Consider the following 24,376-nt stretch of genomic DNA (forward strand, 5'->3'; position numbering starts at 1 on the left):
GATTTTTGTTCTAAAAATTAGTCTTTAGGGTATGACACCTGCCATCAACGAAAACCGACTGCTGTATCTGTTTGAAGCCGTCCAGTGCGGCACCGTGCGCGCCGCGGCGGACAGACTGGACATTGCCCCTTCGGCCGTCAGCCGTCAGATCGCCCTGCTGGAGGCCGAAATGGCGCTACCGTTGATCGAACGTCACAAACGCGGCGTCCATCTGACGCAGGCCGGCCGGTTGCTCATGGAGTATTACCGGGAACAGCGCGCACACCAGGAGGACTTGCTTGCCAAGCTGCAGGAGGTGCGGGGGTTGCGGCGCGGGCATATCCGGCTGGCGGTCGGCGAGGGGTTCGTCAGCGATCTGATGGGCGCGCCGCTGCAGTACTTCTGCAAGCGCTATCCGGACATCACGCTCACGCTCGATCTGGCGGGAACCAACGAAGTCATGCGGCGGGTCGCGGAAGACGATGCGGACATCGGGCTGGTCTATAACCCCCCGATCGAACCCAAGATCGTGTCGCGCGCGCAGATGCGCCAACCGGTGCACGCGATCGTCGCGCCCGACTCGCCGCTCGTAGAGCGGTGTCGCGCGGCCGGGGGACTCAAGCTCGACGCGCTCTACGACGTGCCCCTCGCCCTTATGCATGGGGCGTATGGCACCCGCCAGTTGATGGCGCTGGCCGAGCAGTCGGAAAAGTATCGGCTGACGCCCGCGGTCACGACCAACTCGATTTCCGTGCTCAAGCATTTCGTGCGCGCCGGACTGGGCGCCACATTCCTGCCCGCGTTTGCCGTGTCACAGGAGATCGAGGCCGGCGAGCTGCGCGCGCTGCCGATCGATCACCCGATTCTCAATCAGGCCGAAGCCCATCTCGTCACGCGCACAGGCCGGCGGCTGTCCGGCGCGGCCAACCGCTTGCTGACCCATTTGGCGAGCAAGATGGAAGCGTTTGGCGCCCCGGACTGACGTGAACGGCCAACGTCGACGGGCATGGACCCGGTCGCCGCGTTGCCCGGCTTCGGTTGCTGGCACGCAACAATCGTCGTATTAAGCCTTTCCCCGATGTTGCGCGCGGGGGAATTCGTCTATAAATGAAGCCATCCGGGCGATAACGGCTCGTTGCGTCGCAGTCCATGACATGCGAAGCATCGCCTGCCGCCTCGCCAGCCGAATCCGGTCGTATGGCCGCGTGTGCGCCTGTATTGGCGCCGCCCCGCCGACGACGCTACGCCAGTGGACTGCCATGACGATGAACTCTGACAACCAGAGCGTGACGGCATCACTCGCAACCGCCCGCATGCCCCCATGCGGCGCCCGTTGCCCAGGCGTGCCCGCTTCCCGATGCTTTGTCACTCGTAACGAATTTTCAGGCTTTTCAAGCTTTTTCGACGACATCTCGTGTTGTCTTCGCTTGGACGCTGTGCGACGACGACGGTCATAACCGCGCAAGAAGGTGCGGGGCAAAACGCAACTGGGGAGCAGACCATGAAAAAGAAGCTCATCGCAGCGAGCCTGCTTTGCAGCATCGGCACGTTTGCGCACGCGCAGTCGAGCGTGCAACTTTATGGCCGCGTCGATGGCGGCTTTCAGTTCATGAACCACCTTCAGGACGGCAACGGCGGCACCGTCTCGCGCTGGAGCGCGCAAGGCGGCGACTACGGCACGAGCCTGTTCGGCCTGCGCGGCTATGAGGATCTCGGGCAAGGATTGCATGCGGTATTCAACCTGGAAGGCGGCTTCCAGTTGATGAACGGCTTCAACAACAATGGCGCGGGTTCGATCTTCGACCGGCGCGCGCTGGTCGGCTTCAACTCCCGCTCGTGGGGGCAACTGACGATCGGGCGAAATCTGTTCATCAGCAACGGGGTCTGGGACTTCGATCCATTCCAGCAGCAAGCCTTCTCCTCGGCGTCGCTCGTGCGCGGGCGTAACTGGCCGCAGGCGAGCAACACCGTCAACTACCAGAGCCCGAACTGGTACGGCTTCGACGTGGCGGGCCAATACGCGTTCTCCAACATCGCCGGGCAGTTCAACAACGGGCGTGGCATGGGGGCCCAGTTGACCTACACGCATGACCGGTTCCAGTTGCGCGCCTTGTATGACGAAATTCGCGATAGCACGGGGCGCTTCACTGATGTCTTCGCCACGTCGCGCGAGTACTTCGCCGGCGCGAATGTGTTCCTGAACCGCTTCACGATTTCACTCGGCTACACGCATATGTCCGCGCCGGACGCGCCCGCGCCCGACTTCGCCACGCGTGCCGACCATTACTGGGCCGGCGTAAGGTATCAAGCCACCCCGGTTTGGGCCGCTAATGCGGCGGTTTATCATGTCAACGTGCCGGGCGGCTTCGGCAACGCGACGATGTTCGAGGTGGGCACGACGTACAGCCTGTCGAAGCGCACGTTCCTGTATGGCACCCTCGCTTACGTGAAAAACAGTTCGAACCAGAACTTCTCGGTCGCGGCCATTCCGAGCGACTCGCTCGACAACCCGCCCGCAGGGAAAGGCCAGACCGGCGCCTATGTCGGCGTGTCGCATTCGTTCTGATCAGGCGGCGTAGTAGCGAGCCCCCGGGCGCGAGATGCGAAAAAGCCGTCCGGCGCATTGCCGGACGGCTTTTTCCTGACGATAAGTAGCGGGGGTTTCGACCCAAATGTATTCGGCCAATAACGCATCGATCATGACTGCGCGATGCGCGATCTGAATCGTCTTCGGAGGCGATCTGCGCTTTCCCCTTGCGAGGAAAGCGTCTTGCCGACTTCCTTAGAACCGATACTTAGCCGAGATACCGCCACCCATCGCGCTTTCGCCCTTGCGCACGCTGACGTTGCCGCCCACGCGCACTTCCAGTTGCTTCTTGATCTGCATGTCCACACCCAGATCCGCCGCGATGATGTCCCGGCCCAACTTCGGCCCCTTCACCGTGAAGTCACGCGGCGCGCCGTAGATCGCATTCGTCAGGCGGCTCTGCGTGTTGCCGAACTCGTGCTCGTACGACAGGCGCAGCGACGGCGCCACCTTGCCGCCCGCAAAGCTCGCCACTTCGCTCCACAGTCGTACGCCCAACACCCCGCGCGTCGAGGTCTGCGTTTGCGATCCCACCTTCAGGCCGTCGTTACCCTGGCCATCCCGGTTCGTTTCGTCGAACGCGTTCAGACGCGTCGAGGCCACGCGCACGCCCACCGACGGATCGATGTTCACGCCCGACACCCCAAAGCGCTTACCCACCTCGCCGAACATCCCGAACGTCTGACCGCTCGTTTTGCCCGTCAAGCGGGCCGACGCATTGCGCGCCGCCACCGTGCGATCCGTCTTCACGCTGTGATTCGTGTACGACAACGCGCCGTTCACGAACCAGTTCGCGCTGCTCAGGTGCGATCCGTACAGGCCCACGCTCACGCTGTTGACCTTCGACTCGCCCGGCATGCCCTTCGCCTTCGACTCCTGGTTGCCCAGGCCCATCGACGCGCCCACCAGCGTATTCTGGCCCACCCGCTTGTCGATACCGATCGCGCCGTCCAGGCCCTTCACGTCGAACGACATGCCGTCGCCGCGCTGGCTCGCGTTGCCGCCCCTGAACGAGGCCCAACCCGCGATGCCGTTGTCCGCCGCCATCGCGCCGTTCGCCGTCTTGTCGTCGAACATCGAACCGCCGGCGATCATGCGCGTTTGCATGCCGCGCTGGAACGACGTGGCCGCGCCTTGCGCCGCCGTGGCGTTGTTCACCAGCGATTCACCCGAGAGCAGACGGGCCGAACGACGCTGCGCTTCCGAGCCGGCCGTTTGCAGCGCCATTGCCGAAAGCACCTTGCCGCCGATCTTGCCCGAGGCCAGATCGCCCACCGCCACGCCGTCGACCGACGCCAGCACCGCTTGTTCGTTGGCCGTGTAGCCACCTTCGGCTGCCAGGAATTTGACGAGGTTCTGTCCAGTGATCGTCGTCTCGATGCCCGGGTTGGTCGTCGGATCCGTCGCGTCCGTAATCGTCGGTTCCGGTTGCTTGCCACCCGTGATACTACCCACGGTCACTTCCCCACCGATCACTCCGGCATTCTCTTCGGACGTCACCACTTGCAAATTGCCCAGGAGATCGAGAAGTTCGATGTCGTCGGCAAGCGCAACATCGAGTTTCGTATTGCTGAAGTCACCGCTCTGCGTGACGTGGATCTGACCGCCGGCGAGCGCGCCCTCGACCTTCTCGATGCGCGACGTGATCTTCGCACCTGCGTCAGAGGCATAGGTGCCCACCTCGAGCCTGTTCATACCCAAGTCGACCGTACCGTCGTTCTGCAGGTTCTTCACGCCGCTGACGTTCGTGTTCAACGAAACGGCGCTCGCACTGGCGACGTTCACGGTGCCCGAGCCCAGCGCGTTGGCATGCGTCGCCGTCACGGTACCGCCATCCACGTTCAGGATCGAGACACCGCTTTGATCCCCTGCCAACGTCAGGTTGCCCGTGCCGACCTTGACCACTCGGACCACCTTCGCGGCAAGTGGAGCCGCGTCGTCCAGCGTAGCGTCCGACGCCATGCGCAGCGTCTCCGACGTGTGTCCTTCTGCCACTTCCACCGGGGCCGGCGGCGCACCATGCGAAATCGACCCGGCGAAGCGATCGTCGCCATTCAATTCGCCGAGCACAAGCGCCGTATCGCCGGTATAGATCGCGCCCGCACCGGTCAACGAACCGATGGAAAGCGTCTTGTCGGAATCGCCGTCGGCGTTCGTACCGCCTACCTTCGAAATATCCAGGACGCCGCCGGCGCCCATTTCGATCTTGGCCTGATGAGCCGTGACGCTATCGGCCATGTTGACAATGCCCGAATTCGTCAGGTGCATCCGCTCAAGCTGCGTGGCGGTGAACGACAGCGTTGCCCCGTCAGCATTGGCAACGATGGCATGACCGCCCTCTGACGCCGAGATCGAGGTATTGCCCGCAGCATTGGTCAACGCCATGTCCTGAAGGTCCGTGTCCTGGATCTTCAGCGTGCCGTGGTTGGTGACTTTGGCAGCGCCGCCGAGCGACTTCAGCATGAATGGCGCGGGTACGTCGTCGCTGTCGACAATAGGATTGCCGTCCGCGTCGAGTACGACGAGCATCCTGCCGCCGATAGTCGCCGTGCCGGAGGCCTCGTTGGTGATCGTTGACGCGTGCAGATTCGAGGCGGCAATGGCCAGGGTGCCGCCGTTAGCGATGGTTGCATTTCCCAGCGAAGCGCCGACAAACGTCGCCTTGGCGGCGATGGACGGATCGCGCTTCGTCAACCCGGTCACTTCCGGCAACGCATCAAGCTCGTCCTGCGACAACGCACGGCCCACCAAGATCGTGCTCGCGTCTGCGGTCGAACCTTCGGCAAAGGTCAACGCCCCCCCATTGCGAAGCTCAATCGCGGCCGTTGCCGCACTGGCGCCGTCAAACGTCAACGCACCACCGTCGACAACACCAATTTTCGCGCTACCTGCGCTGGTGCCCTTCCCGAACACGATCCGACCGGCAGCGCCGGTACCCGCACCGAACTTGCCAGCCATCAGCGTCGCATCTGCCGCATCATCGGCAATACCGACGCCCTTGTCCGAGAAGTTGAGCTTGCCGTCGGCGCCCACCAGCACGGCGAGCTTGCCGGCCCCCTCGATCGCCTGGTTGACGTTCAGCGCGCCGCCAACGACACCCACTTGATGCTCGGCGCCTTCGAGTGCGCGAAGGGTGCCGATTTCACGGGTTTTAACGCTGTCCAACTCGGTTGCGCCGTGAATCGCATCGGATGCCCGGCCGGAGAAACCGCCGATTTCGAGGGTGGCGTCTTTGACGATCTTCGTCTGCGCATCACCGGCGCCCACGGCCACCTGATTCGCAAAGGCTTTCAGGTTCGCATCCCCCCACGACATCAACTGCTTGGCATTCGTGTCAGGGCTATCCGCATTGACGTCGAGCAGATAGGTGGAAGCCAGTCGAGCCGAATCCTCCGCACTCCCGACAGCCGACAGCGCGGTGAGCTTATGGTTAAGCAGTGTCAGATTCTGCTGCGCTTTCGTGGCAGCGTCCTGGGCAGTGGTGACAGCCGCGTCATGAGTGCGCTTGTCGATGAGCGGATTCAGAGCGTTTCGCTTAGCGCCCGAGGTCAGCTTGCTTTCGTTGTCGATATTACGCACAGCGGCCGCCAGATCCGTCAGCGCGGCATGGTGCCTTTTATCCAATACAGACAAGCTGCCATCCAAACCGCGACGGCCATCCAAATCCGACTTAGCCTTTTCAATACGCGGCATTACCGCCTGAAAGGCCGAGAATTTCTCCGCATCGCTCCCTTCGGCTTCCACCGCAACTCTGATGGCAGAAGCAATATTGGCGATTTCCTGATTATTATTCAATTCCAAATTCGCGTGGAAATTGCTTTCCTTCGCCAGCACAATCGCGCCTCGTTTTTCCCCGAGCACCTTAATGCTGTTATTTCTGTCCGCCTGCCAATGCGGCACCTGAGACGGCACAGCGTCGCTTGCCACCGCATAGCCGGGCAGCGCTGCCGCCGTCACCACGGCCGCAACGGCCATGCAAATCTTCGTCTGACGCAGGGCGCTCGACTTCGGATGGTTCTTTTGCATTCGATAATCCATAAATTAATTCGCGAAAAGTGACGAATCGCTCCATCACGCTCCAGACACGGCACGAAGACCTGCGTCGAGGCTCACGAAGTCTAAAATCATGATTATCGAAATCGATGCAAAAGCGCTTGAATTTGATACTTAACCCAAGAAATTATTTTTCGACTAAATTGGGATAAATACCAAATAATCACAAATTAAATAAAAGACAAATCCCAATAAAAACACTTTCGTCGTCATCAATATCCCAATCGATCAGAAAACGACGCCCGCAAACAACGGATAATTGAGTGAATTGCGCCATTTCCCTCCGACAGATCTCCCCAATGCGAGCTGGATTCGTATACCCGGCACCAATAAAAAACCCGCCGTGCCCTTTCGGGCACGACGGGTTTTCCGTCCATCTTCCAGCAACCGGGACGACAGCCGCCTGCGCACGCTCAGACGCGTCTTACGCGTCGCGAATCGCCGTCGACTCAGGGCACTGGTTTACGCTTGGGCTTGATATCGATGCTGTCGATCTCCTCGAGCACGTCGCGGAACTCCGCGATGTCCTCGAAGCTGCGATATACGGACGCAAAGCGGATGTAGGCGATCTTGTCGAGCCGCTTCAACTCGCGCATCACCAATTCGCCAATGCGCTGACTCATCACCTCGCGCTCCGCACCGGCCAGCAGCTTGTATTCGATGCGCGCAATCGCGGCATCCATCGCTTCGGCACTCACAGGGCGCTTGCGAATCGCCAACTGCATGCTGGCGCGCACCTTCGCGCGGTCGTACTCGGCGCGGCTGCCGTCTTTTTTGACGACCGCCGGCATCGCCAGCTCGACACGCTCGTACGTGGTGAAACGCTTGTCGCACGCCGGGCATTTCCGGCGCCGCCGGATGGCGGCGCCATCTTCCGCTTCACGCGAGTCGATGACCTGCGTGTCGTCGTGACGGCAGAACGGGCAGCGCATGCGGGCGGCGTCCGGGGCTTAGCCGTAGACCGGGAAACGCTTCGTCAACTCAGCCACTTGTGCGCGCACACGAGCCAGGTTGTCGGCGTCTTCCGGGTTTTCCAGCACGTCGGCGATCAGGTTGCCGACGAGTTCGGCTTCAGCTTCCTTGAAACCGCGCGTCGTCATGGCCGGCGAGCCCAGACGCACGCCGCTCGTCACGAACGGCTTTTCCGGATCGTTCGGAATCGCGTTCTTGTTCACAGTGATGTGCGCTTCGCCCAGCGCCGCTTCCGCGGCCTTGCCGGTGATGTTCTTGGCGCGCAGGTCAACCAGCATCACGTGCGATTCGGTCTTGCCCGACACGATACGCAGGCCGCGCTTGACCAGCGTCTCGGCCATCACGCGGGCGTTCTTCACGACTTGTTCCTGGTACGCCTTGAATTCCGGCGACGCGGCTTCCTTGAACGCGACGGCCTTGCCGGCGATCACGTGCATGAGCGGGCCGCCCTGGATGCCCGGGAAGATGGCCGAGTTGATCGGCTTCTCGAACTCGGCCTTCATCAGAATCACGCCGCCGCGCGGGCCGCGCAGGCTCTTGTGCGTGGTCGTCGTCACGAAGTCGGCATGCGGCACCGGGTTCGGGTACACACCGGCGGCGATCAGACCGGCATAGTGCGCCATGTCGACCATGAAGTACGCGCCGACCGACTTGGCGATCTGCGACATACGCTCGAAGTCGATCCTCAAGGCGAAGGCCGAGGCGCCCGCCACGATCATCTTCGGCTTGTGCTGCTGCGCGAGCTTCTCGGCAGCGTCGTAATCGATGTCTTCGTTCTCGTTCAGGCCGTAGCTCACCACGTTGAACCACTTGCCCGACATGTTCACCGGCGAGCCGTGCGTGAGGTGGCCACCGTGCGCCAGGCTCATGCCCATGATGGTGTCGCCCGGCTTGAGCATGGCGAAGTACACGCCCTGGTTAGCCTGCGAGCCCGAGTTCGGCTGCACGTTCGCGGCTTCGGCACCGAATAGCGCCTTCACGCGATCAATGGCCAGTTGTTCCACGATGTCGACATACTCGCAACCACCGTAGTAGCGCTTGCCCGGATAACCTTCCGCATACTTGTTGGTCAGTTGCGAGCCCTGCGCTTCCATCACGGCCGGGCTGGTGTAGTTTTCCGATGCGATCAGCTCGATGTGGTCTTCCTGACGCTGATTTTCTTTCTGAATCGCAGCCCAAACGTCGGGATCGACGGAGGCAACGGTGGATTTCGATTTGTCGAACATGGCGTTTCCGTTGAATTGAACAGATTTTCCGGGAGGGGATGGCGCAGCGCATCTTCCTTTGTGCTTCGGAAGACGATAGACAGGGCAGCACCAACCATCACGGCTGCCCAGGCGAACGGCAAATAAGACCCCGGCGCTTCCCGGTGGGTTGCTCCACCTCGGGCACACAAGGCTGTGCACCCTAATCGCCAGTCACGCGGGGTTTGTGGCGTCGATAGTTTATGCGAGCTTGCGACGTTAGGCAACCGGGGCAAACGCACGTCAATCGGCGCCGCGCACCAAATTGGTGCCATTCGCCGAGGCGGCTTGACAATGGGTCGGACGGCCCGATCCGACGGGCTCACACACGATCGCGTTCGGCTGCGGCCGAACGCAAAAAGGGCGCCTGATGCGCCTCGATGGCGCGGGCGCGCGTCGGGTACAGTTGTGTCCACGCCTGTGCGGCCCAGGCGCCACCCAGCCGGGTCACGAGACGGTCGCGTCGCGCCAGGAGGTGGGGCACGATTCCGCTCCAGTCCTCGGCCGCCGCGGCCACCTTGGCAGCGACCGATGTCGCGCGGACCAAGTCCTGGGCATCGTCCACCCAAGGCGCGATGTGGTGCGCCGAAATTCGCCCGAGGCGGAAGGCCATCTCGGCCGCCAGTGCCCGAACCCCCGTCGGATTCTTCAGTTCGTCGAGCACCGTCTTGCTGTCGACGGTCTGTGTCAGCCCGGCCAACCGCCGCACGAATGCCGTGGAAGGTTCGCCAAGGCGATACGGCATCAAATCCGACAGCGCGCCCTGAAAGCCCGCATCGAGGCAGGCCCGGAAATCGACCGTCATCATGTAGGGCAAGTCGTTCTTGTCTCGCCAGACACCGACGTTTTCCATGACGGCGTGGAAAAGATTCCGATTGCCCAGCCACAGCGCGGCGACGTACTGACGCTCCAATGCGCATCGATAGACTTCGGGGAGCCAAGCGCAGAGCACGCCGCGCATTTCGTCGCGTGTGCGTGTGGCGTCGGCATACGCCTGTGCCGGCGCGCCAGCGAGCGCATGCAGTGGTGCACCGCCGGACTGCGCAAGTACTTGCGCCATTTGCCGTCCGGCCGCGCGGGCGCCGTCTCGAGCACGCTCACACGCATCGCCCCCACCGCCGCGCGCACTCGGCGAGCTTTGCGCGCCATCTGCCGCGTCGATCGCGCGCAGCGCGGCCTCCCCCTCCAACCATTCCCCCAATGGCCGGTACACGGGAAGATACGTCGTCGCCAGGTAGATCCGCTCAGGCGCCTGGGTTCCATCGAATGCCAGCGAACATCCCCGCACCAACACGGCCGTCGGTGTCGCCAGGCCCAACGCGCCGAACAGGCGAGAGGCAAGCCACGCTCGCGTGGCATGCCCAGCGCTCGGGAACGCCGTCACCACGTATTGCGGTGCTTGCGCGTGCGCTTCGAACGATAGTCGAACAGCCGCACTGGGGGCCCCTGCCGGAAGGACCTCGTGCACGCGCCGCGCGGTAGAAAAATCGTAAGGTCCGATGGGCGGCAGCGGCGTGCCGCTACCGTCATGTCCGGTGACTGCCCCGAACGTTCCAAGTGGTCCGGCTTCCGGCAATAATCCGGCACGCGTCGGCCCAGCGGCCGTGGGACTGGCAGGGGAGCCTGCGGCATGGCCCCTGAAGGGATAAGCATTGACGTCCATCACGACCCTCCTTCGTCGTATGCCGGGGCTCCGGCGCGCGCAGCGCCTGCCGACCGACCTGGTTGATATCGGCCGATCTTGCTGCGCCACCGGACGTCAAGCTTTCGAAAACGAGGCAAGTTCGGACAAATCCGCCGCGCGTCAGAGCTCGATCTTCGTTCCCAGCACGGCGAGGAACTGCGCGATCCACGCCGGATGCGCGGGCCAGGCGGGGGCGGTCACCAGCTTGCCGTCGGTATGCGCCTCGTCGATCCCGATCTCCATGTACTTCCCGCCGGCCAGCCGCACCTCCGGCGCACAGGCCGGATACGCCGAACACTCGCGCCCTTCGATCACACCGGCCGCCGCCAGCAACTGCGCCCCGTGACAGATCGCGGCAATCGGTTTGTCGCTCTCGGCAAAATGTCTGACGATCTCGACGACCTCATCATTCAACCGCAGATATTCCGGCGCGCGGCCACCGGGAATCACCAGCGCGTCGAAGTCGGCGGGAGACAGTCCGTCGAATGTCGCATTGAGCGTGAAGTCGTGACCGCGCTTCTCGCTGTACGTCTGATCGCCTTCGAAGTCGTGAATCGCAGTGCGCACCTTGTCGCCCGCCTTCTTGCCGGGGCAGACCACTTCCACCCGGTGACCCACGGCCATGAGTGCCTGCACGGGCACCATCAGCTCGTAGTCTTCGACATAGTCGCCTGCCAGTACCAGAATCCGCTTCTTGCCCATATGACTCTCCGTTCAGAGAAAAGATGGAAGGGAAACCGCTCCTCCATGTTACTCAATTCCGGTGACGTCGCCGCGACAGCCTTCGATACCCCGACCGTCATCGACGAACGAAAAAAAACCGCGTGCCGAAGCACGCGGTGTCAAGCCGGCGCAAAACGCCGTCGGTCAAGCCGAGGTTCGCGCCACACCCTCTGCCGGGTGCTGCGCGAGCCGATATCGTCAGTCGTCAGTCAATCAGTAGGTTTCCAGATGCAGACGCCCTTCCGTCTTCATCCGTTGCCAGAGGGCCTGCCAGTCGAGCCCGGCGTCGCCCGCGATGGTCTGCAGCACTTGCAGCACGCCGTCCTCCATGCCCTTGAGCCCGCACACATAAATGTAGGTGTGGTCGTGACGCAGCAGCGCCGCCACATCGGCCGCGCGCTCGCGCATGGCGTCCTGCACGTAGCGCTTGGCCTGTCCTGGTGTACGCGAGAAGGCCAGATTCGTGTCGATGAAGTCCTTCGGCAGGTTGAGCAGGGGGCCGAAGTACGGCAGCTCGCCCTGCGTGCGCGCGCCGAAGAACAGCATGAGCTTGCCGGTCGCGCCCTTCAGACGGCGACGACGACGATACTCGGTCATCGCCCGCATCGGGGCCGCCCCCGTGCCGGTGCAGATCATCAGCAGGTGCGAATCGGCGTGGTTCGGCATCAGGAACGTACTGCCGAACGGGCCCATCACGTTCACCACGTCGCCCTTCTTCAGATCGCACAGGTAGTTCGAACACACCCCGCCAACCGCCTGCTCCTGGTGATCCTTCGTCACGCGTTTGACCGTGAGCGCCAGGTTGTTGTAACCGGGCCGCTCGCCGTCGCGCGGCGACGCAATCGAGTACTGTCGCGCATGGTGCGCCCGCCCGTCGCCCGACGTGCCCGGCGGAATGATGCCGATCGACTGTCCTTCGAGCACCGGGAACGGCTGCTTGCCGAAGTCGAGCACGATATGGTGGATGTCGCTCTCGGTGCTGGCGTCGGTCAGGCGATAGTTGCCGACCACGGTCGCCTGTACCGGCGCCTTGTGGTTGTACAGATTGACATAGGGCTTGGCGGCGGACCACGGCGGCACGACAGAGCCGCGCACGAAATCCGAGCCGGCGATGACGGGCTCGGGGACGTCGGCCGACGCACCGCCAGCCACGCCCGGCGCCGCCTCGCCGATCGTGCCCTGACCGGCGAGCGCATCGTCCTGCACGGGCAACTCGTCCCACGTGAGCTGGTCGTCGACAGCATACGCGTCGGCCTTGAGCACATCGCGCCAGTTGTCGATGGCCCCCGTCGGGCACGGCGAGATACACGCCATACACCCATTGCACGTGTCCGCGCGCACCACGTAGTTGTTCTCGTCGTGCGTGATCGCGTCGACCGGACACGTCTCCTCGCAGGTGTTGCAGCGAATGCAGATCTCCGGATCGATCAGATGCTGCTTCAGAACTTCGACCGGAACGGGGCCGTTCATGATGCTGTCTCCTTGTGGGATGGCTCGCGCCTGGGCTCTCGTTGGCCTTAGTTGAAGCGCACGTACTCGAAGTCGATCGGCTGGCGGTTGATGCCGAGCGGGGGCGGCGCGATCCAGTTGGCAAACTTGCCCGGCTCGGTCACGCGGCCCATGAGCGACGCCACATACGCGCGATCTTCCGCCGACGGCAGCCACTCACGCTCATGCGCAGCCCATTCGGCCTCGCTCACCACACGGCCGTCCGGCGACACACGCACGCCCGCGAATGTGCCGATCTGACGATTGAATGCCTTGTGCGGGACGCTAAGGCGGAAGTCGATACCGGCCTTCTCCAGCACCTTGTTCCAGCGATTCACCCCCGCGACCGAGTCCTTGATGTAATCGTCGCGCAGCACTTCGTTCATCGCGTTGAGCATCGGCACCTCGCGCTCGACGAGCTTGCCGTTGTCCACGTCCAGCAGCCGATACATTTGACCGTTGAGCTGATGGTCGTCGTCGCGCTTGCCCTCTTCGTAGCGGCCCTTCAGGCCCGAGCTGTAGAAGATGGCCGCGTTCGACGACTGATCCGCACCGAACAGGTCGATCGTCACGGAGTAGTGGAAGTTGACGTAGCGCTGAATCGTCGGCAGATCAATCACGCCCGCTGCCCGCAGCTTCGCGACGTCATCGGTCTTCAATTCGTTCATCACTTGCGCCGTGCGAGCGATCACGCGCGAGACGCCCGACTCGCCCACGAACATGTGGTGCGCCTCTTCGGTCAGCATGAACTTCGTGGTGCGCGCGAGCGGGTCGAACCCCGACTCGGCCAGTGCCGAGAGCTGGAACTTGCCGTCGCGATCGGTGAAGTACGTGAACATGTAGAACGCCAGCCAGTCCGGCGTCTTCTCGTTGAACGCACCGAGAATTCGCGGATTGTCTTCGTCGCCCGAGCGGCGGCCGAGCAGCGCTTCGGCTTCTTCACGGCCGTCGCGGCCGAAGTAGCGATGCAGCAGGTAGACCATTGCCCACAGATGGCGGCCTTCTTCCACGTTCACCTGGAACAGGTTGCGCAAGTCGTACATCGACGGCGCCGTCAGTCCGAGGTGGCGCTGTTGCTCGACCGACGCGGGTTCCGTGTCGCCCTGCGTGACGATGATGCGACGCAGGTTCGCGCGGTGTTCGCCCGGCACGTCCTGCCACGCAGCTTCGCCCTTGTGCTCGCCGAAGTGGATCTTGCGATCGGCTTCTCCCGGCGTGAGGAAGATGCCCCAGCGATAGTCCGGCATCTTCACGTGATCGAAGTGCGCCCAGCCGCCCGGATCCACGCTTACCGCCGTGCGCAGATAGACGTCGAAGCCGTGCGAGCCTTCCGGCCCCATGTCGCCCCACCAGGACAGGAAATTCGGCTGCCACTGTTCAAGCGCACGTTGCAGCGTGCGATCGTCCGACAGGTTGACGTTGTTGGGGATCTTCTCGCTGTAGTTGATCGAAGCCATCGTGGGAATCCTCGTGTCTCGTACGTATTCTGTGTAAAACGACTTGTTCGGTCCTGCCACCGCCCGGCGTTCGTCACCGGCGACGTTGCAGCCCATTCGTCAGACGCGGTTCGGATCGAACTGCGCCTTGTTGCCCTTGCCGTAGACCTTGAGCGCGCCCTTCTCGCCCACGGCGTTCGGACGGATGAAGATCCAGTTCTGCCACGCCGACAAACGGCCGAAGATGCGGGTGTTCATCGTCTCCTTGCCGTTGAAGCGCAGGTTCGCTTCGAGGCCGGTGAGCGCGTCGGGCGACATGGCCGCGCGCTCCTCGATCGCGATGCGGATTTCGTCCGGCCAGTCGAGATCGTCGACGGCGGCCGTGACCAGCCCGAGGCGTTCCGCCTCATCGGGGCGCACCTGGCGGCCAATCGTGGCGCGCACGGCGTCGAGTTCCGCCGCGTCTTCATAGAAGCGCCGTGCCAGACGCGATTGATCGGTGACCATCGGCAACAGGCCGAAGTTGACTTCGGTGAGCGTGATTGCCGGTTCGTCTTCCTCGCTGGCGGGCAGCGCCGCCATGTACGTGCGGTCGGCCGCGAAGGCGAATTCGGCCAGCGTGCCGGTGAAGCACGAATCCGGTTCGATCAGCGCGAAGAGCGAGCGTGAGGACACGTCGATACGCGCAAACGTGCGGCGCAGCATGCCGATGGTCTCGCGCACCAACCAGTGATCCTGATGGGCCAGCAGCGATGCATCAGCCGCCAGCACGTGTTTCGCCTCGCCCTCGGTGCGCAACAGCCACGTGCCGATATCGAGTTCGTTCGTGCGCAGATTGAGAATGGCGTCGTCGAGTTCGCGCGCCATTTTCAGCGGCCACCAGTTCACGCCGGCGGCCTCGATACCGGCGATGTCGGCCGGCGGCGTGGACTTCGGCGCCTTCACGGTGAGGCTGGCGGTGCGGTTGGCGCGGTCGATTTCCACGTCGACGAATTCATAGCGGATCGCGTCCGGCTCGTCGGTGCGCTCCAGGCGCGTGAGCGTCACACCCTTGCCGCCCGGACGGTCGCTGCCTTGAGCGAGTTCCAGCGCACGCGCCGACACCGTTTGTGCGAATTGCGCGGGCTTGACGACTTCGTCGACCAGGCGCCATTGCTTGGCACGCTCGCCGCGAATGCCCTCGACGACGGTGCAGAAGATGTCGGCGCGGTCGTTGCGCACGTGACGCTTGTCGGTCAAGCGAGTCAGGCCGCCGGTGCCCGGCAGCACACCCAGCAGCGGCACTTCCGGCAGCGAGACCGACGACGAACGGTCGTCGACCAGATAGATCTCGTCACAGGCCAGCGCCAGCTCGTAGCCGCCGCCCGCACACGCGCCGTTCACGGCGGCGAGGAACTTCAGACCGGAATGGCGGCTGGAATCCTCCAGACCGTTGCGCGTTTCGTTGGTGAACTTGCAGAAATTGACCTTCCACGCATGCGTGGACAGGCCGAGCATGAAGATATTCGCACCGGAGCAGAACACGCGGTCCTTGGCGCTCGTGACGACCACCGTCTTCACTTCCGGGTGCTCGAAGCGGATGCGCTGAACGGCATCGTGCAGTTCGATGTCCACACCGAGATCGTACGAATTGAGCTTGAGCTTGTAGCCTTCGCGAATGCCGCCGTCTTCCGAGATATCGATGGCGAGCGTCGCCACCGGGCCTTCGAAGCTCAGTTTCCAGTGCTTGTACTGCGTGGGATCCGTACGATAGTCGACGTGGGGTTTGCCGAACATGATTGCCTCCAACACGAATAATGATCTTGTTGGATTGCAATATAGTGCAGCACAACTACACCGTCAACTAATTTTCCAAACAAAAATGAATTATCTTGCATTACCATGAAGGTCAATCTGACGACAATTGCACGGCGAGGCGGCCGCGCAGTTGCAGATAGGCGTCGGCCAGCACCCGCCCGCCGGTGTCGAAGCTCATATCCGCCTTGGCATAGAAGTCTTGGCGGCCGGCCAGAATACGCTTGAGGTCGTCCATCGCTTCCGCATTGCCCGACATTGGACGCAGATCGCCCTGCGCCACCACCCGCTTCATATGCTCTTCGGGCGACGCCTGCAGCCATACCGTATAGCAGTGCGTGAGCAGGAAGTTGAAGGTCGCCGCGTCGCTCACGATACCGCCCGGCGAGGCGATCACGGCACGCGGATGCTCGGCCACGACGGCTTCGAGCGCACGCAACTCATAGCGGCGATAGGCGCTCGCGCCATAAAGCGAGTAGATCTCCGACGGCGGGCACCCCGCCAGTTGTTCGATCACGCGATTGAGTTCGACGAACGGGACATGCATGTCGTCGGCGAGCATGCGGCCCAGCGTCGACTTGCCCGCACCCCGCAACCCGATCAACGCGATGCGGCCACGCCGATCCGGGTCGCGCTCGCTCCCGGCAAACAGCTCGCTGAGCGCCTGACGCGCACGCGTGAGCGCCTCGCCGTCGCGCCCGTGCAGAATTTCCCGAATGAGCAACCATTCCGCTGACGACGTCGTCTCGTCGCCCACGATTTCGGCCAATGTGCAATTTAGTGCCTGTGCAAGCTGACGCAGGAACAGCACGGACGCGTTACCGACACCCGACTCCAGATTGGCCACGTGACGCTCGGAAACACCGGCGTCCAGCGCAAGCGCCTTGCGCGTCAAGCCACGCCGGGCGCGCAGCGTGCGCACCCGCTCACCCAGCGCGACCAGAAACGGGTCTTTCTCACCGGCGCCTCGCGCCGTCGGCACCCCATCGGCTTGCGCACTCTTATTCATCAGACAAGATCCTCAATGCAGGTAACATGTAATATATTGCTTGACAGCCAAAATTGCATGCTCTAATTTTCACCATGCGCCGATAAAAAAGCAAACGCGGACCGGACATCCCGAGTCCCGCCATTGATCGGCGTCATATCGACGTCCCCAGGAGACATGGATGGATGTGCCTCAATTTCAGGCGTTGATCGCCGACCTGACGCGACAACTCGATGGCCGCGCCCTCGACGCCTCCCTCGCCGATTGGCTCAACGCGCATTACGGCGCCGGCTCCGCCGGTTACGAAGCACTTGCCGACGCCTGTCGCACCGGCGTTGCCGACGGCTGGCTGTGCAACCGCGAAGGCGGTGGCATTCGCTACGGACGCGTCATCAAGCCCACGCCCGACACGCACGGATTTTCCGTCGACGTGGTGGACATGGCCGATCTGGCCGGACCGCACCATGCGCATCCGAATGGCGAAATCGATCTGATCATGCCGCTCACTCCCGGCGCAACGTTCGACGGACACCCGGCGGGCTGGTGCGTTTACGGTCCCGGCACAGCCCATCGACCAACAGTCGCCCACGGACGCGCCCTCGTGCTGTATCTGTTGCCAGACGGCGCCATTGAATTCACGCGCAGTGCCTGATCCGGCGCCTGCCCCCTTCCTGATTCCCCCGGTTCATGCTCATGCACTCCCCTGCCTTGCTGGAAAACTATGTCGCCGGCCATTGGGTGGCCGGTAGTGGCGCGCCCACCGCGCTCACCGATCCCGTGACAGGCGAGACACTCGCCTTCGTATCGAGCGCCGGTCTGGATCTCGACGCCGCGTTCGCCTTCGCGCGAGACGTCGCCGGCCCGGCGCTGCGCGCCTTGTCGTATGGCGAACGCGCGCAGCGACTCTCACAGATTGTCGCCACCTTGCAGGCGAACCGCGACGACTACTACGCCATCGCCACAGCCAATTCAGGAACGGTCGCCACCGACTCCGCCGTCGACATCGATGGCGCTATCTACACCCTGTCGACGTATGCCAAGCTCGGCGCAACGCTGGGCGACGCGCACACGCTGCTCGACGGCGCGGCGGTGCCGTTGGCCAAGGATGCGTCGTTCGCCGTGCGTCACGTGTTCCGTCCGACACCGGGGGTGGCGCTGTTCATCAACGCGTTCAACTTCCCCGCGTGGGGACTTTGGGAGAAGGCCGCGGGCGCGTTGCTCGCGGGCGTGCCGGTCATCGTCAAACCGGCGACATCGACCGCCTGGCTCACGCAACGCATGGTGGCCGATGTGGTCGCCGCCGGTCTGCTGCCGCCGGGCAGCCTGTCGGTGATTTGCGGCAGCGCCGCCGGTCTGCTCGACCGGATCGGCCCGTTCGACGTGGTCTCCTTCACCGGCTCGGCCGACACCGCTGCCACGCTGCGCGCGCATCCGGCGTTTACCGAACGCTCGGCGCGCATCAACGTGGAGGCCGATAGCCTGAACAGCGCCGTGCTGCTGCCCGACGCGGCGCCCGGCACCGCCGCGTTCGACCAGTTCGTGCGCGAGGTGGCGCGCGAGATGACCGTCAAGGCTGGCCAGAAATGCACGGCCATTCGGCGCGCGATGGTTCCCGTCGCGCACTTCGATGCCGCGGCCGCCGCCATTGCCGAGCGTCTGGCCAAGACGGTCGTCGGCAATCCGCGCAACGAGGCCGTCAAGATGGGCTCGCTCGTCGCTCTGGCGCAAAAGCGCGCCGTGCTCGACGGCATCGCCTATCTGCAGGCGGAAGCCGAAACCCTCTACGACGGCAATCGCGAGACTGCCTTCGTCGACGCCGGTACCGACAGCGCATGCGTGGCCCCCGTGCTGCTCGGCCTGCGCGATGGTGCGCGCGGACAGCGCGTGCACGACACCGAAGTCTTCGGCCCGGTCGCCACGCTCGTCGGCTATCGCGATCTCGACGAAGCGGTCGCGCTGGCCAAACGTGGGCAGGGCTCCCTCGTCGTCTCGCTGTACAGCAACGACGCCGTGGCCATGCGCGCGCCCGCCCTCGCGCTGGCCGACGCACACGGCCGTGTGCACGCGGTCGACCCATCCGTCGTGAAGACACAGACGGGCCACGGCAACGTCATGCCGCAATCGCTGCATGGCGGCCCGGGCCGCGCCGGCGGCGGCGAGGAACTGGGCGGTTTGCGCGCGTTGCGCTTCTATCACGTGCGCTCGGCCGTTCAGGGTCCCGCCGCGCTGATCGAAGCGATCACGCAGGATGCTGTCGAACTCCCGAAGGCGTAATCTGTTCTTCAGCGGCCGTCGCAAACCGTCGCAGTCAAGGTGATTCATTCAGGCGCCGCCAGAGCGCCGACAAGTCCTCACGCCGCGCGTGCACGCCTCCAACGAGTGCGCCGTGCGGTGATCCACCGGAGACACCATGGAAGCCGTACTTACCCCACCGCCGGCGAACTTCAACTTCGCCGCGCATCTGGAGGCGCTCAACCGCGGGCGCGCTGCCAAGACTGCTTATCTCGACGACACGCGCGCGCTCACCTATGGCGAGCTGGCCGAGCAAAGCCGACGTTTCGCGACCGGGCTCGCGCGCGCGGGGATTCATCGTGAAGAGCGCATTCTGCTCATCATGCTCGACACCATCGACCTGCCGGTCGCCTTTCTCGGCGCCCTGTACGCCGGTGTGGTGCCTGTCGTCGTCAACACCTTGCTCACGGCCGACGATTACGCCTACATGATCTCGCACAGCAAGGCGCAGCTCGTGATTGCGTCCGGCGCGCTCCTGCCGACCGTGCAGGCCGCGCTCGACAAGGTGGCCGAGAGCGCGGCGCCGCCGCCGTGCGTCGTCTCGCAACCGATCGCGACCGAGGCGGGCAACGCGCGCGCCCTGCCGACCTTCGACGCCCTGGTCGACGGCCCCCCGAGCGCACTGCCCGCCGACACCGACGGCGACGACATCGCCTTCTGGCTATATTCGTCAGGTTCGACCGGCAAGCCCAAGGGCACCGTGCACACGCACGCCAACCTGTACTGGACGGCCGAGACCTATGGCCGCCACGTGCTCGGCATTCGCGAAGATGACATCGCCTTCTCCGCGGCGAAGCTCTTCTTCGCTTACGGGTTGGGCAATGCGCTGACGTTCCCACTCTCGGTCGGCGCGAGCGTCGTGCTGATGGCCGAGCGACCGACCGCGCAAGCCGTGGCACAACGGCTTCGCGAGCATCGCCCGACGATTTTCTACGGCGTGCCGACGCTCTACGCCAACCTTCTCGCCTCGCCGCACCTGCCGGCCCGTGAAGACGTGGCGCTGCGGCTGTGCACGTCGGCGGGCGAGGCGTTGCCGCGCGAAATCGGCGAACGGTTCACGGCGCATTTCGGGGCGGAGATTCTCGACGGCATCGGCTCGACCGAAATGTTGCACATCTTCCTGTCCAATCGTGCCGGCCAGGTCGCCTACGGGACGACGGGCGAACCGGTGCCGGGCTACGCCGTGGCATTGCGCGACGAAGACGGTCATCCCGTGCCCGACGGCGAGATCGGCGATCTGTACATCAAGGGCCCGAGCGCAGCGCTCATGTATTGGTGCAATCGCGACAAGACGCGCGCGACGTTCCTCGGCGACTGGCTCAAGAGCGGCGACAAGTACCAGCGTCTGCCCAATGGGTATTACGTCTATGCCGGGCGCAGTGACGATATGCTCAAGGTCAGCGGCCAGTACGTCTCGCCCATCGAAGTCGAGATGGTGCTCATGCAGCATGACGCAGTGCTCGAGGCAGGCGTCGTGGGACGCGACGACGGCGGCCTGACCAAGACACAGGCCTTTGTCGTGCTCAAGCCCGGCATCGCAGCCACCGACGAGATGGCCACCGAGTTGAAGGCCTTCGTCAAGGCGCGCCTCGCCCCGCACAAATACCCGCGTGAGTTGGTGTTCGTCGACGATCTGCCGAAGACGGCGACGGGCAAGGTGCAGCGCTTCAAGCTGCGCGAGTTGCTTTAGGAGACGACAAGACGATGTCGGACGTACAGTTCGCCCGGATCGAGACGGCCTCGCACGGCCCGCTCTCGCTGGAATACCGATGGCTCAACCGTGAGCTTGCCGATGCCCCGCTGCTGGTCTTCCTGCACGAGGGGCTGGGCTCTGTTGCGATGTGGAAAGACTGGCCGCAGCAGTTGTGCGACGCGGGCGGCTTTCGCGGGCTCGTCTATTCGCGCAACGGCTATGGCCGCTCCACCCCGCGTGAGCCCGACGAGAAATGGCCGGTCGACTTCATGCACCGTCAGGCGCGGGAAGTGTTGCCCGCCTTTCTCGACGCGGTGGGCGTCGGCCCCGAGCAGGCCGGGCACGTGTGGCTTGTCGGCCATAGCGACGGCGGCTCGATCGCGCTGCTGTTCAGCGCGGCATTCCCCGACCGGCTCGCCGGTGCGGTCGTGCTCGCCCCCCATCTGTTCGTCGAGGATCTGTCGGTGCAGAGCATCGCGAAGACGAAGACGGTGTACGAGACGACCGACCTGCGCGCGAAGCTTGGTCGCTATCACGACGACGTCGATTCGGCGTTTTGGGGTTGGAACGATATCTGGCTGGACCCGGCGTTTCGCGAGTGGAATCTGGTCGGCGCGGTGGCGAGTATCTCGAAGCCGCTGCTCGCGATCCAGGGCGAGGACGACGAGTACGGCACGATGGCGCAGATGGACAGCATTGCCGCGCATGTGCCGCACGCGAGCGTCGTGAAGCTGCCGGCGTGCGGACACTCACCGCACCGCGACGCGCCCCAGCCACTGGCCGAGGCCATCATCGCGTTCATTGGCCGCCATCACGCGGCGGCAAACCGTCAGGCGGCATGACGTGGCGGGCGCGCGCCCACCGAGGGAGGGCGCGCGTTGCGACGATGCCCGTCGTCAGATCACTCGCACCCCGGGCGTGCCCGGACGCATGGCGCCAATGATGCCGGCTTCATGGAAGCCGTCGGCGCGGAAGACCGCGAGCACATCGTCGACCGCGCCGGGCGCGCACGACACCAGCAAGCCGCCCGCCGTCTGCGGATCGCACAACAGATCGCGATCACGCGTCGTCAGCCGCTCCCCCAGCTCGACCGATGCCCCGTAGGACGCCCAATTCCGGCCAGACGCGCCAGTAATACATCCCTGGTCGGCCAGTTCGCGCACGCCGTCGAACAACGGCACGTCGGACATGCGCAGATACGCCGCCAGATTCGCGCCGCGGCACATTTCGAGCGTGTGACCGAGCAAACCGAAACCCGTCACATCCGTGAGGGCATGCACGCCGGGCAATGCCGCGAGCGCCGGGCCGACACGGTTCAGGCGCGTCGTGGCGTCGATCATGCGGCGATAGCCCGCCGCATCCAGTTGGTTCTTCTTGAGCGCCGCCGACATCACGCCCACGCCCAGCGGCTTGCCGAGCACGAGTACGTCGCCCGCCTGTGCATCGGCGTTGCGCTTGAGCCGCTTCGGATGCACCACCCCGAGCGCGGCGAGACCGTAGATCGGCTCGACCGAATCGATGCTGTGCCCGCCGGCAATCGGAATGCCCGCCTCGGTGCAGACAGATTCGCCGCCGCGCAGAATCTCGCGAATCGTCTCGCGTGGCAGCACGTTGATCGGCATGCCGACGATCGCCAGCGCAAAAATCGGCTTGCCGCCCATCGCATAGATGTCGGACAGGGCGTTGGTCGCGGCGATGCGGCCGAAGTCGAACGGGTCGTCGACAATCGGCATGAAGAAGTCCGTCGTCGCGATGATGGCCTGCTCGTCGTTGAGCTGGTAGACCGCGGCGTCGTCGGAGGTTTCCGTGCCCACGAGCAGCGCGGCGGGTGCCGGCAGCGGCGTGTCGTTGCGGGCGAGCAGTTCGGAGAGCACGCCCGGCGCGATCTTGCAGCCGCAGCCGCCGCCGTGCGAGAGCGAAGTGAGACGCGGAGCGGCCGGTGTGGCGCCCGCTTGGGTTGCATCGATTGCGGTCATGGTCGTTGGTGTGCGTTGCGAATGGCCGGGAACCCGTCACAAGGCGTGCGGCAGCCTCGATCGGCGCGTCGCCGGCGAGAAATTCGCACTCGCTGCGCCCGGAATGACGACAGTTTGCCAAAAGTCGACGTATTATGAAGCAGCTTTTGCATGTCGATTTGTCTCGAAATGGCGGTCGACGGCATGAGGCGACCGATTCACCGCGTCCCGCCATCGGGGGGACGCCATTGCCGCAGCATCGCAACACCCTAACCACTACGCGCCGTGAGCGCTGACGCCTAAGGGGACCCCACCATGCAACGCCGCCGCTTCCTCTCGCTGGGCGCCTTCGCCCTGCCCGCTTCCGTTCTGTCCACTTCACTCGTTCCCACCGCGGCCCAGGCCGCGTCGACGGACTCGCCGTCGCCGGGCCCGGCCGACGGCTGGCGTACGTTCGAGCTGACCACGCGCGTCGACTTGCCCGCCACGAGAGGCCCGGCGAATGTCTGGCTGCCGGTGGCGATATCGCCGTCCGGTACCTACCAGCATGCCCTTGGCACGCGCTGGGAGGCCCCGGGCGCGAATGCCGCGTTGCGCATGGTGCATGGCGCATCGGGCATCGGTGTGCCGATGCTCGCGGTGGCATGGCCCGAGGGGGCGGCCCAGGACACGCGCACCGTCACGCTGGTGAATACCTTTACCACGCGCGATCGATCCGTTGACTTGTCGCAGCCGCCCTCGGCCAACGCCCCGCGCGAATCGCCGGAGGTGTTGCGTCAGTATCTCCAGCCGACAGCGCTCCAGCCGACCGACGGCCTCGTGCGCGAGACGGCCGAGAAGATCACGCGCGGCGAGACGGGCGATGTGGCAAAGGCGCGCGCCATCTATCAGTGGATCGTGGAAAACTGCCGGCGCGAAGGCACTGTGCGCGGCTGTGGCACGGGCGACGTGCGCTACATGCTCACCACCGGCAACCTTGCGGGCAAATGTGCCGACATCAACGCCCTCTTCACCGCACTCGCGCGCTCGGTCGGCATCCCCGCCCGCGATGCCTACGGCGTGCGCGTCGCGACGTCGCGGCGGGGCTTCAACAGTCTGGGCAAGGCAGGTGACGTCACGCGGGCGCAGCATTGCCGCGCCGAGTTCTACGCGGCCGGCTACGGGTGGGTGCCGGTCGACCCGGCGGACGTGCGCAAGGTCATGCTCGAAGAAGTGGCCGGCGGTCTGCCGATCGACGACCTGCGCGTGCGGGCCGCGCGTGCGATGCTCTTCGGCCAATGGGAAATGAACTGGGTCGCGTTCAATCACGGCGCGGACATTGCGTTGCCGGAGGCCCCGGGCGCACTGGCGGCGCGCCAGAGCACCGTGCCGTTCCTCATGTATCCGAATGGCGAGGTGGCGCACGCCCGACTTGACAGCCTCGATCCAGACACCTTCCGCTATCGCATGAACGCCCGCGAAATCACCGCCTGACGTCACGCACGAAGG

At 64.2% G+C, this 24,376-nt stretch carries 18 protein-coding genes and 1 riboswitch; of the genes, 8 read left to right on the forward strand and 10 right to left on the reverse strand.

Annotation, left to right across the window (positions count from 1 at the left end; all coding sequences use genetic code 11):
* Window positions 1-31 precede the first annotated feature (31 nt).
* Both BGP02_RS06040 and BGP02_RS06045 read left to right on the forward strand, forming a co-directional pair.
* Window positions 32-961 carry a LysR family transcriptional regulator gene (locus tag BGP02_RS06040; RefSeq protein WP_017234246.1) on the forward strand — a complete coding sequence of 310 codons (930 nt, stop codon included), beginning with the start codon at window positions 32-34 and terminating at the stop codon, window positions 959-961.
* A 519-nt stretch (window positions 962-1,480) separates the two neighbouring features.
* Window positions 1,481-2,545, forward strand: a complete 1,065-nt coding sequence (locus tag BGP02_RS06045) for a porin (protein WP_017234248.1) — start codon at window positions 1,481-1,483, stop codon at window positions 2,543-2,545.
* Between the two features lie 216 nt (window positions 2,546-2,761).
* Here BGP02_RS06045 and BGP02_RS06050 read toward each other — a convergent pair whose 3' ends face one another.
* Window positions 2,762-6,199, reverse strand: a complete 3,438-nt coding sequence (locus BGP02_RS06050; RefSeq protein ID WP_286798212.1) for an autotransporter family protein — start codon at window positions 6,197-6,199, stop codon at window positions 2,762-2,764.
* Here BGP02_RS06050 and BGP02_RS06055 point away from each other — a divergent pair.
* Window positions 6,173-6,625 (forward strand): hypothetical protein, encoded by a 453-nt coding sequence (locus tag BGP02_RS06055; RefSeq protein WP_286798213.1) that lies wholly within the window; start codon window positions 6,173-6,175, stop codon window positions 6,623-6,625. The genes BGP02_RS06050 and BGP02_RS06055 overlap by 27 nt on opposite strands.
* 443 nt (window positions 6,626-7,068) lie before the next feature.
* Here the strand turns inward: BGP02_RS06055 and nrdR are convergent, their stop codons facing one another.
* The 8 genes from nrdR to BGP02_RS06095 form a co-directional block, all read right to left on the reverse strand.
* Entirely contained in the window at window positions 7,069-7,551 is a 483-nt protein-coding gene (gene nrdR / locus BGP02_RS06060; protein ID WP_286798214.1) for a transcriptional regulator NrdR, read from the reverse strand.
* 18 nt (window positions 7,552-7,569) lie between these two features.
* Complete coding sequence (gene glyA / locus BGP02_RS06065; RefSeq protein ID WP_017234250.1) at window positions 7,570-8,817, reverse strand: serine hydroxymethyltransferase; 1,248 nt, start codon at window positions 8,815-8,817, stop codon at window positions 7,570-7,572.
* A gap of 98 nt (window positions 8,818-8,915) precedes the next feature.
* Window positions 8,916-9,023: riboswitch (ZMP/ZTP riboswitch) on the reverse strand.
* A 134-nt stretch (window positions 9,024-9,157) separates the two neighbouring features.
* Complete coding sequence (locus BGP02_RS06070; protein WP_261938179.1) at window positions 9,158-10,303, reverse strand: hypothetical protein; 1,146 nt, start codon at window positions 10,301-10,303, stop codon at window positions 9,158-9,160.
* A gap of 336 nt (window positions 10,304-10,639) precedes the next feature.
* Window positions 10,640-11,221 (reverse strand): DJ-1/PfpI family protein, encoded by a 582-nt coding sequence (locus BGP02_RS06075; RefSeq protein ID WP_017234252.1) that lies wholly within the window; start codon window positions 11,219-11,221, stop codon window positions 10,640-10,642.
* Window positions 11,222-11,455: 234 nt separating this feature from the next.
* On the reverse strand, window positions 11,456-12,712 hold the full coding sequence (gene boxA / locus BGP02_RS06080) for a benzoyl-CoA 2,3-epoxidase subunit BoxA (RefSeq protein WP_017234253.1): 1,257 nt from the start codon (window positions 12,710-12,712) through the stop codon (window positions 11,456-11,458).
* A gap of 47 nt (window positions 12,713-12,759) precedes the next feature.
* Window positions 12,760-14,187 (reverse strand): benzoyl-CoA 2,3-epoxidase subunit BoxB, encoded by a 1,428-nt coding sequence (gene boxB / locus BGP02_RS06085; RefSeq protein WP_017234254.1) that lies wholly within the window; start codon window positions 14,185-14,187, stop codon window positions 12,760-12,762.
* 99 nt (window positions 14,188-14,286) lie between these two features.
* A complete protein-coding gene (boxC, locus tag BGP02_RS06090) occupies window positions 14,287-15,942 on the reverse strand; it encodes a 2,3-epoxybenzoyl-CoA dihydrolase (protein ID WP_261938178.1) in 1,656 nt (551 codons plus the stop codon).
* 112 nt (window positions 15,943-16,054) lie between these two features.
* Complete coding sequence (locus BGP02_RS06095; protein WP_017234256.1) at window positions 16,055-16,969, reverse strand: helix-turn-helix transcriptional regulator; 915 nt, start codon at window positions 16,967-16,969, stop codon at window positions 16,055-16,057.
* A gap of 160 nt (window positions 16,970-17,129) precedes the next feature.
* On the opposite strand from BGP02_RS06095, the gene BGP02_RS06100 reads away from it, so the two are divergent.
* From BGP02_RS06100 to BGP02_RS06115, 4 genes are all read left to right on the forward strand, one after another.
* Entirely contained in the window at window positions 17,130-17,600 is a 471-nt protein-coding gene (locus tag BGP02_RS06100; protein WP_017234257.1) for a DUF4863 family protein, read from the forward strand.
* Between the two features lie 35 nt (window positions 17,601-17,635).
* Window positions 17,636-19,222 carry a 3,4-dehydroadipyl-CoA semialdehyde dehydrogenase gene (locus tag BGP02_RS06105; protein WP_261938177.1) on the forward strand — a complete coding sequence of 529 codons (1,587 nt, stop codon included), beginning with the start codon at window positions 17,636-17,638 and terminating at the stop codon, window positions 19,220-19,222.
* Between the two features lie 136 nt (window positions 19,223-19,358).
* Entirely contained in the window at window positions 19,359-20,930 is a 1,572-nt protein-coding gene (locus BGP02_RS06110) for a benzoate-CoA ligase family protein (protein WP_017234259.1), read from the forward strand.
* A gap of 14 nt (window positions 20,931-20,944) precedes the next feature.
* Complete coding sequence (locus tag BGP02_RS06115; RefSeq protein WP_268566720.1) at window positions 20,945-21,775, forward strand: alpha/beta fold hydrolase; 831 nt, start codon at window positions 20,945-20,947, stop codon at window positions 21,773-21,775.
* A 54-nt stretch (window positions 21,776-21,829) separates the two neighbouring features.
* Here the strand turns inward: BGP02_RS06115 and selD are convergent, their stop codons facing one another.
* A complete protein-coding gene (gene selD, locus BGP02_RS06120; protein ID WP_017234261.1) occupies window positions 21,830-22,909 on the reverse strand; it encodes a selenide, water dikinase SelD in 1,080 nt (359 codons plus the stop codon).
* 294 nt (window positions 22,910-23,203) lie between these two features.
* Here selD and BGP02_RS06125 point away from each other — a divergent pair, with 294 nt between their 5' ends.
* Entirely contained in the window at window positions 23,204-24,361 is a 1,158-nt protein-coding gene (locus BGP02_RS06125; RefSeq protein ID WP_017234262.1) for a transglutaminase-like domain-containing protein, read from the forward strand.
* Window positions 24,362-24,376 lie beyond the last annotated feature (15 nt).

The organism is Pandoraea sp. 64-18, assembly GCF_001899225.1.
Taxonomy (GTDB): Bacteria; Pseudomonadota; Gammaproteobacteria; order Burkholderiales; family Burkholderiaceae; genus Pandoraea; species Pandoraea cepalis.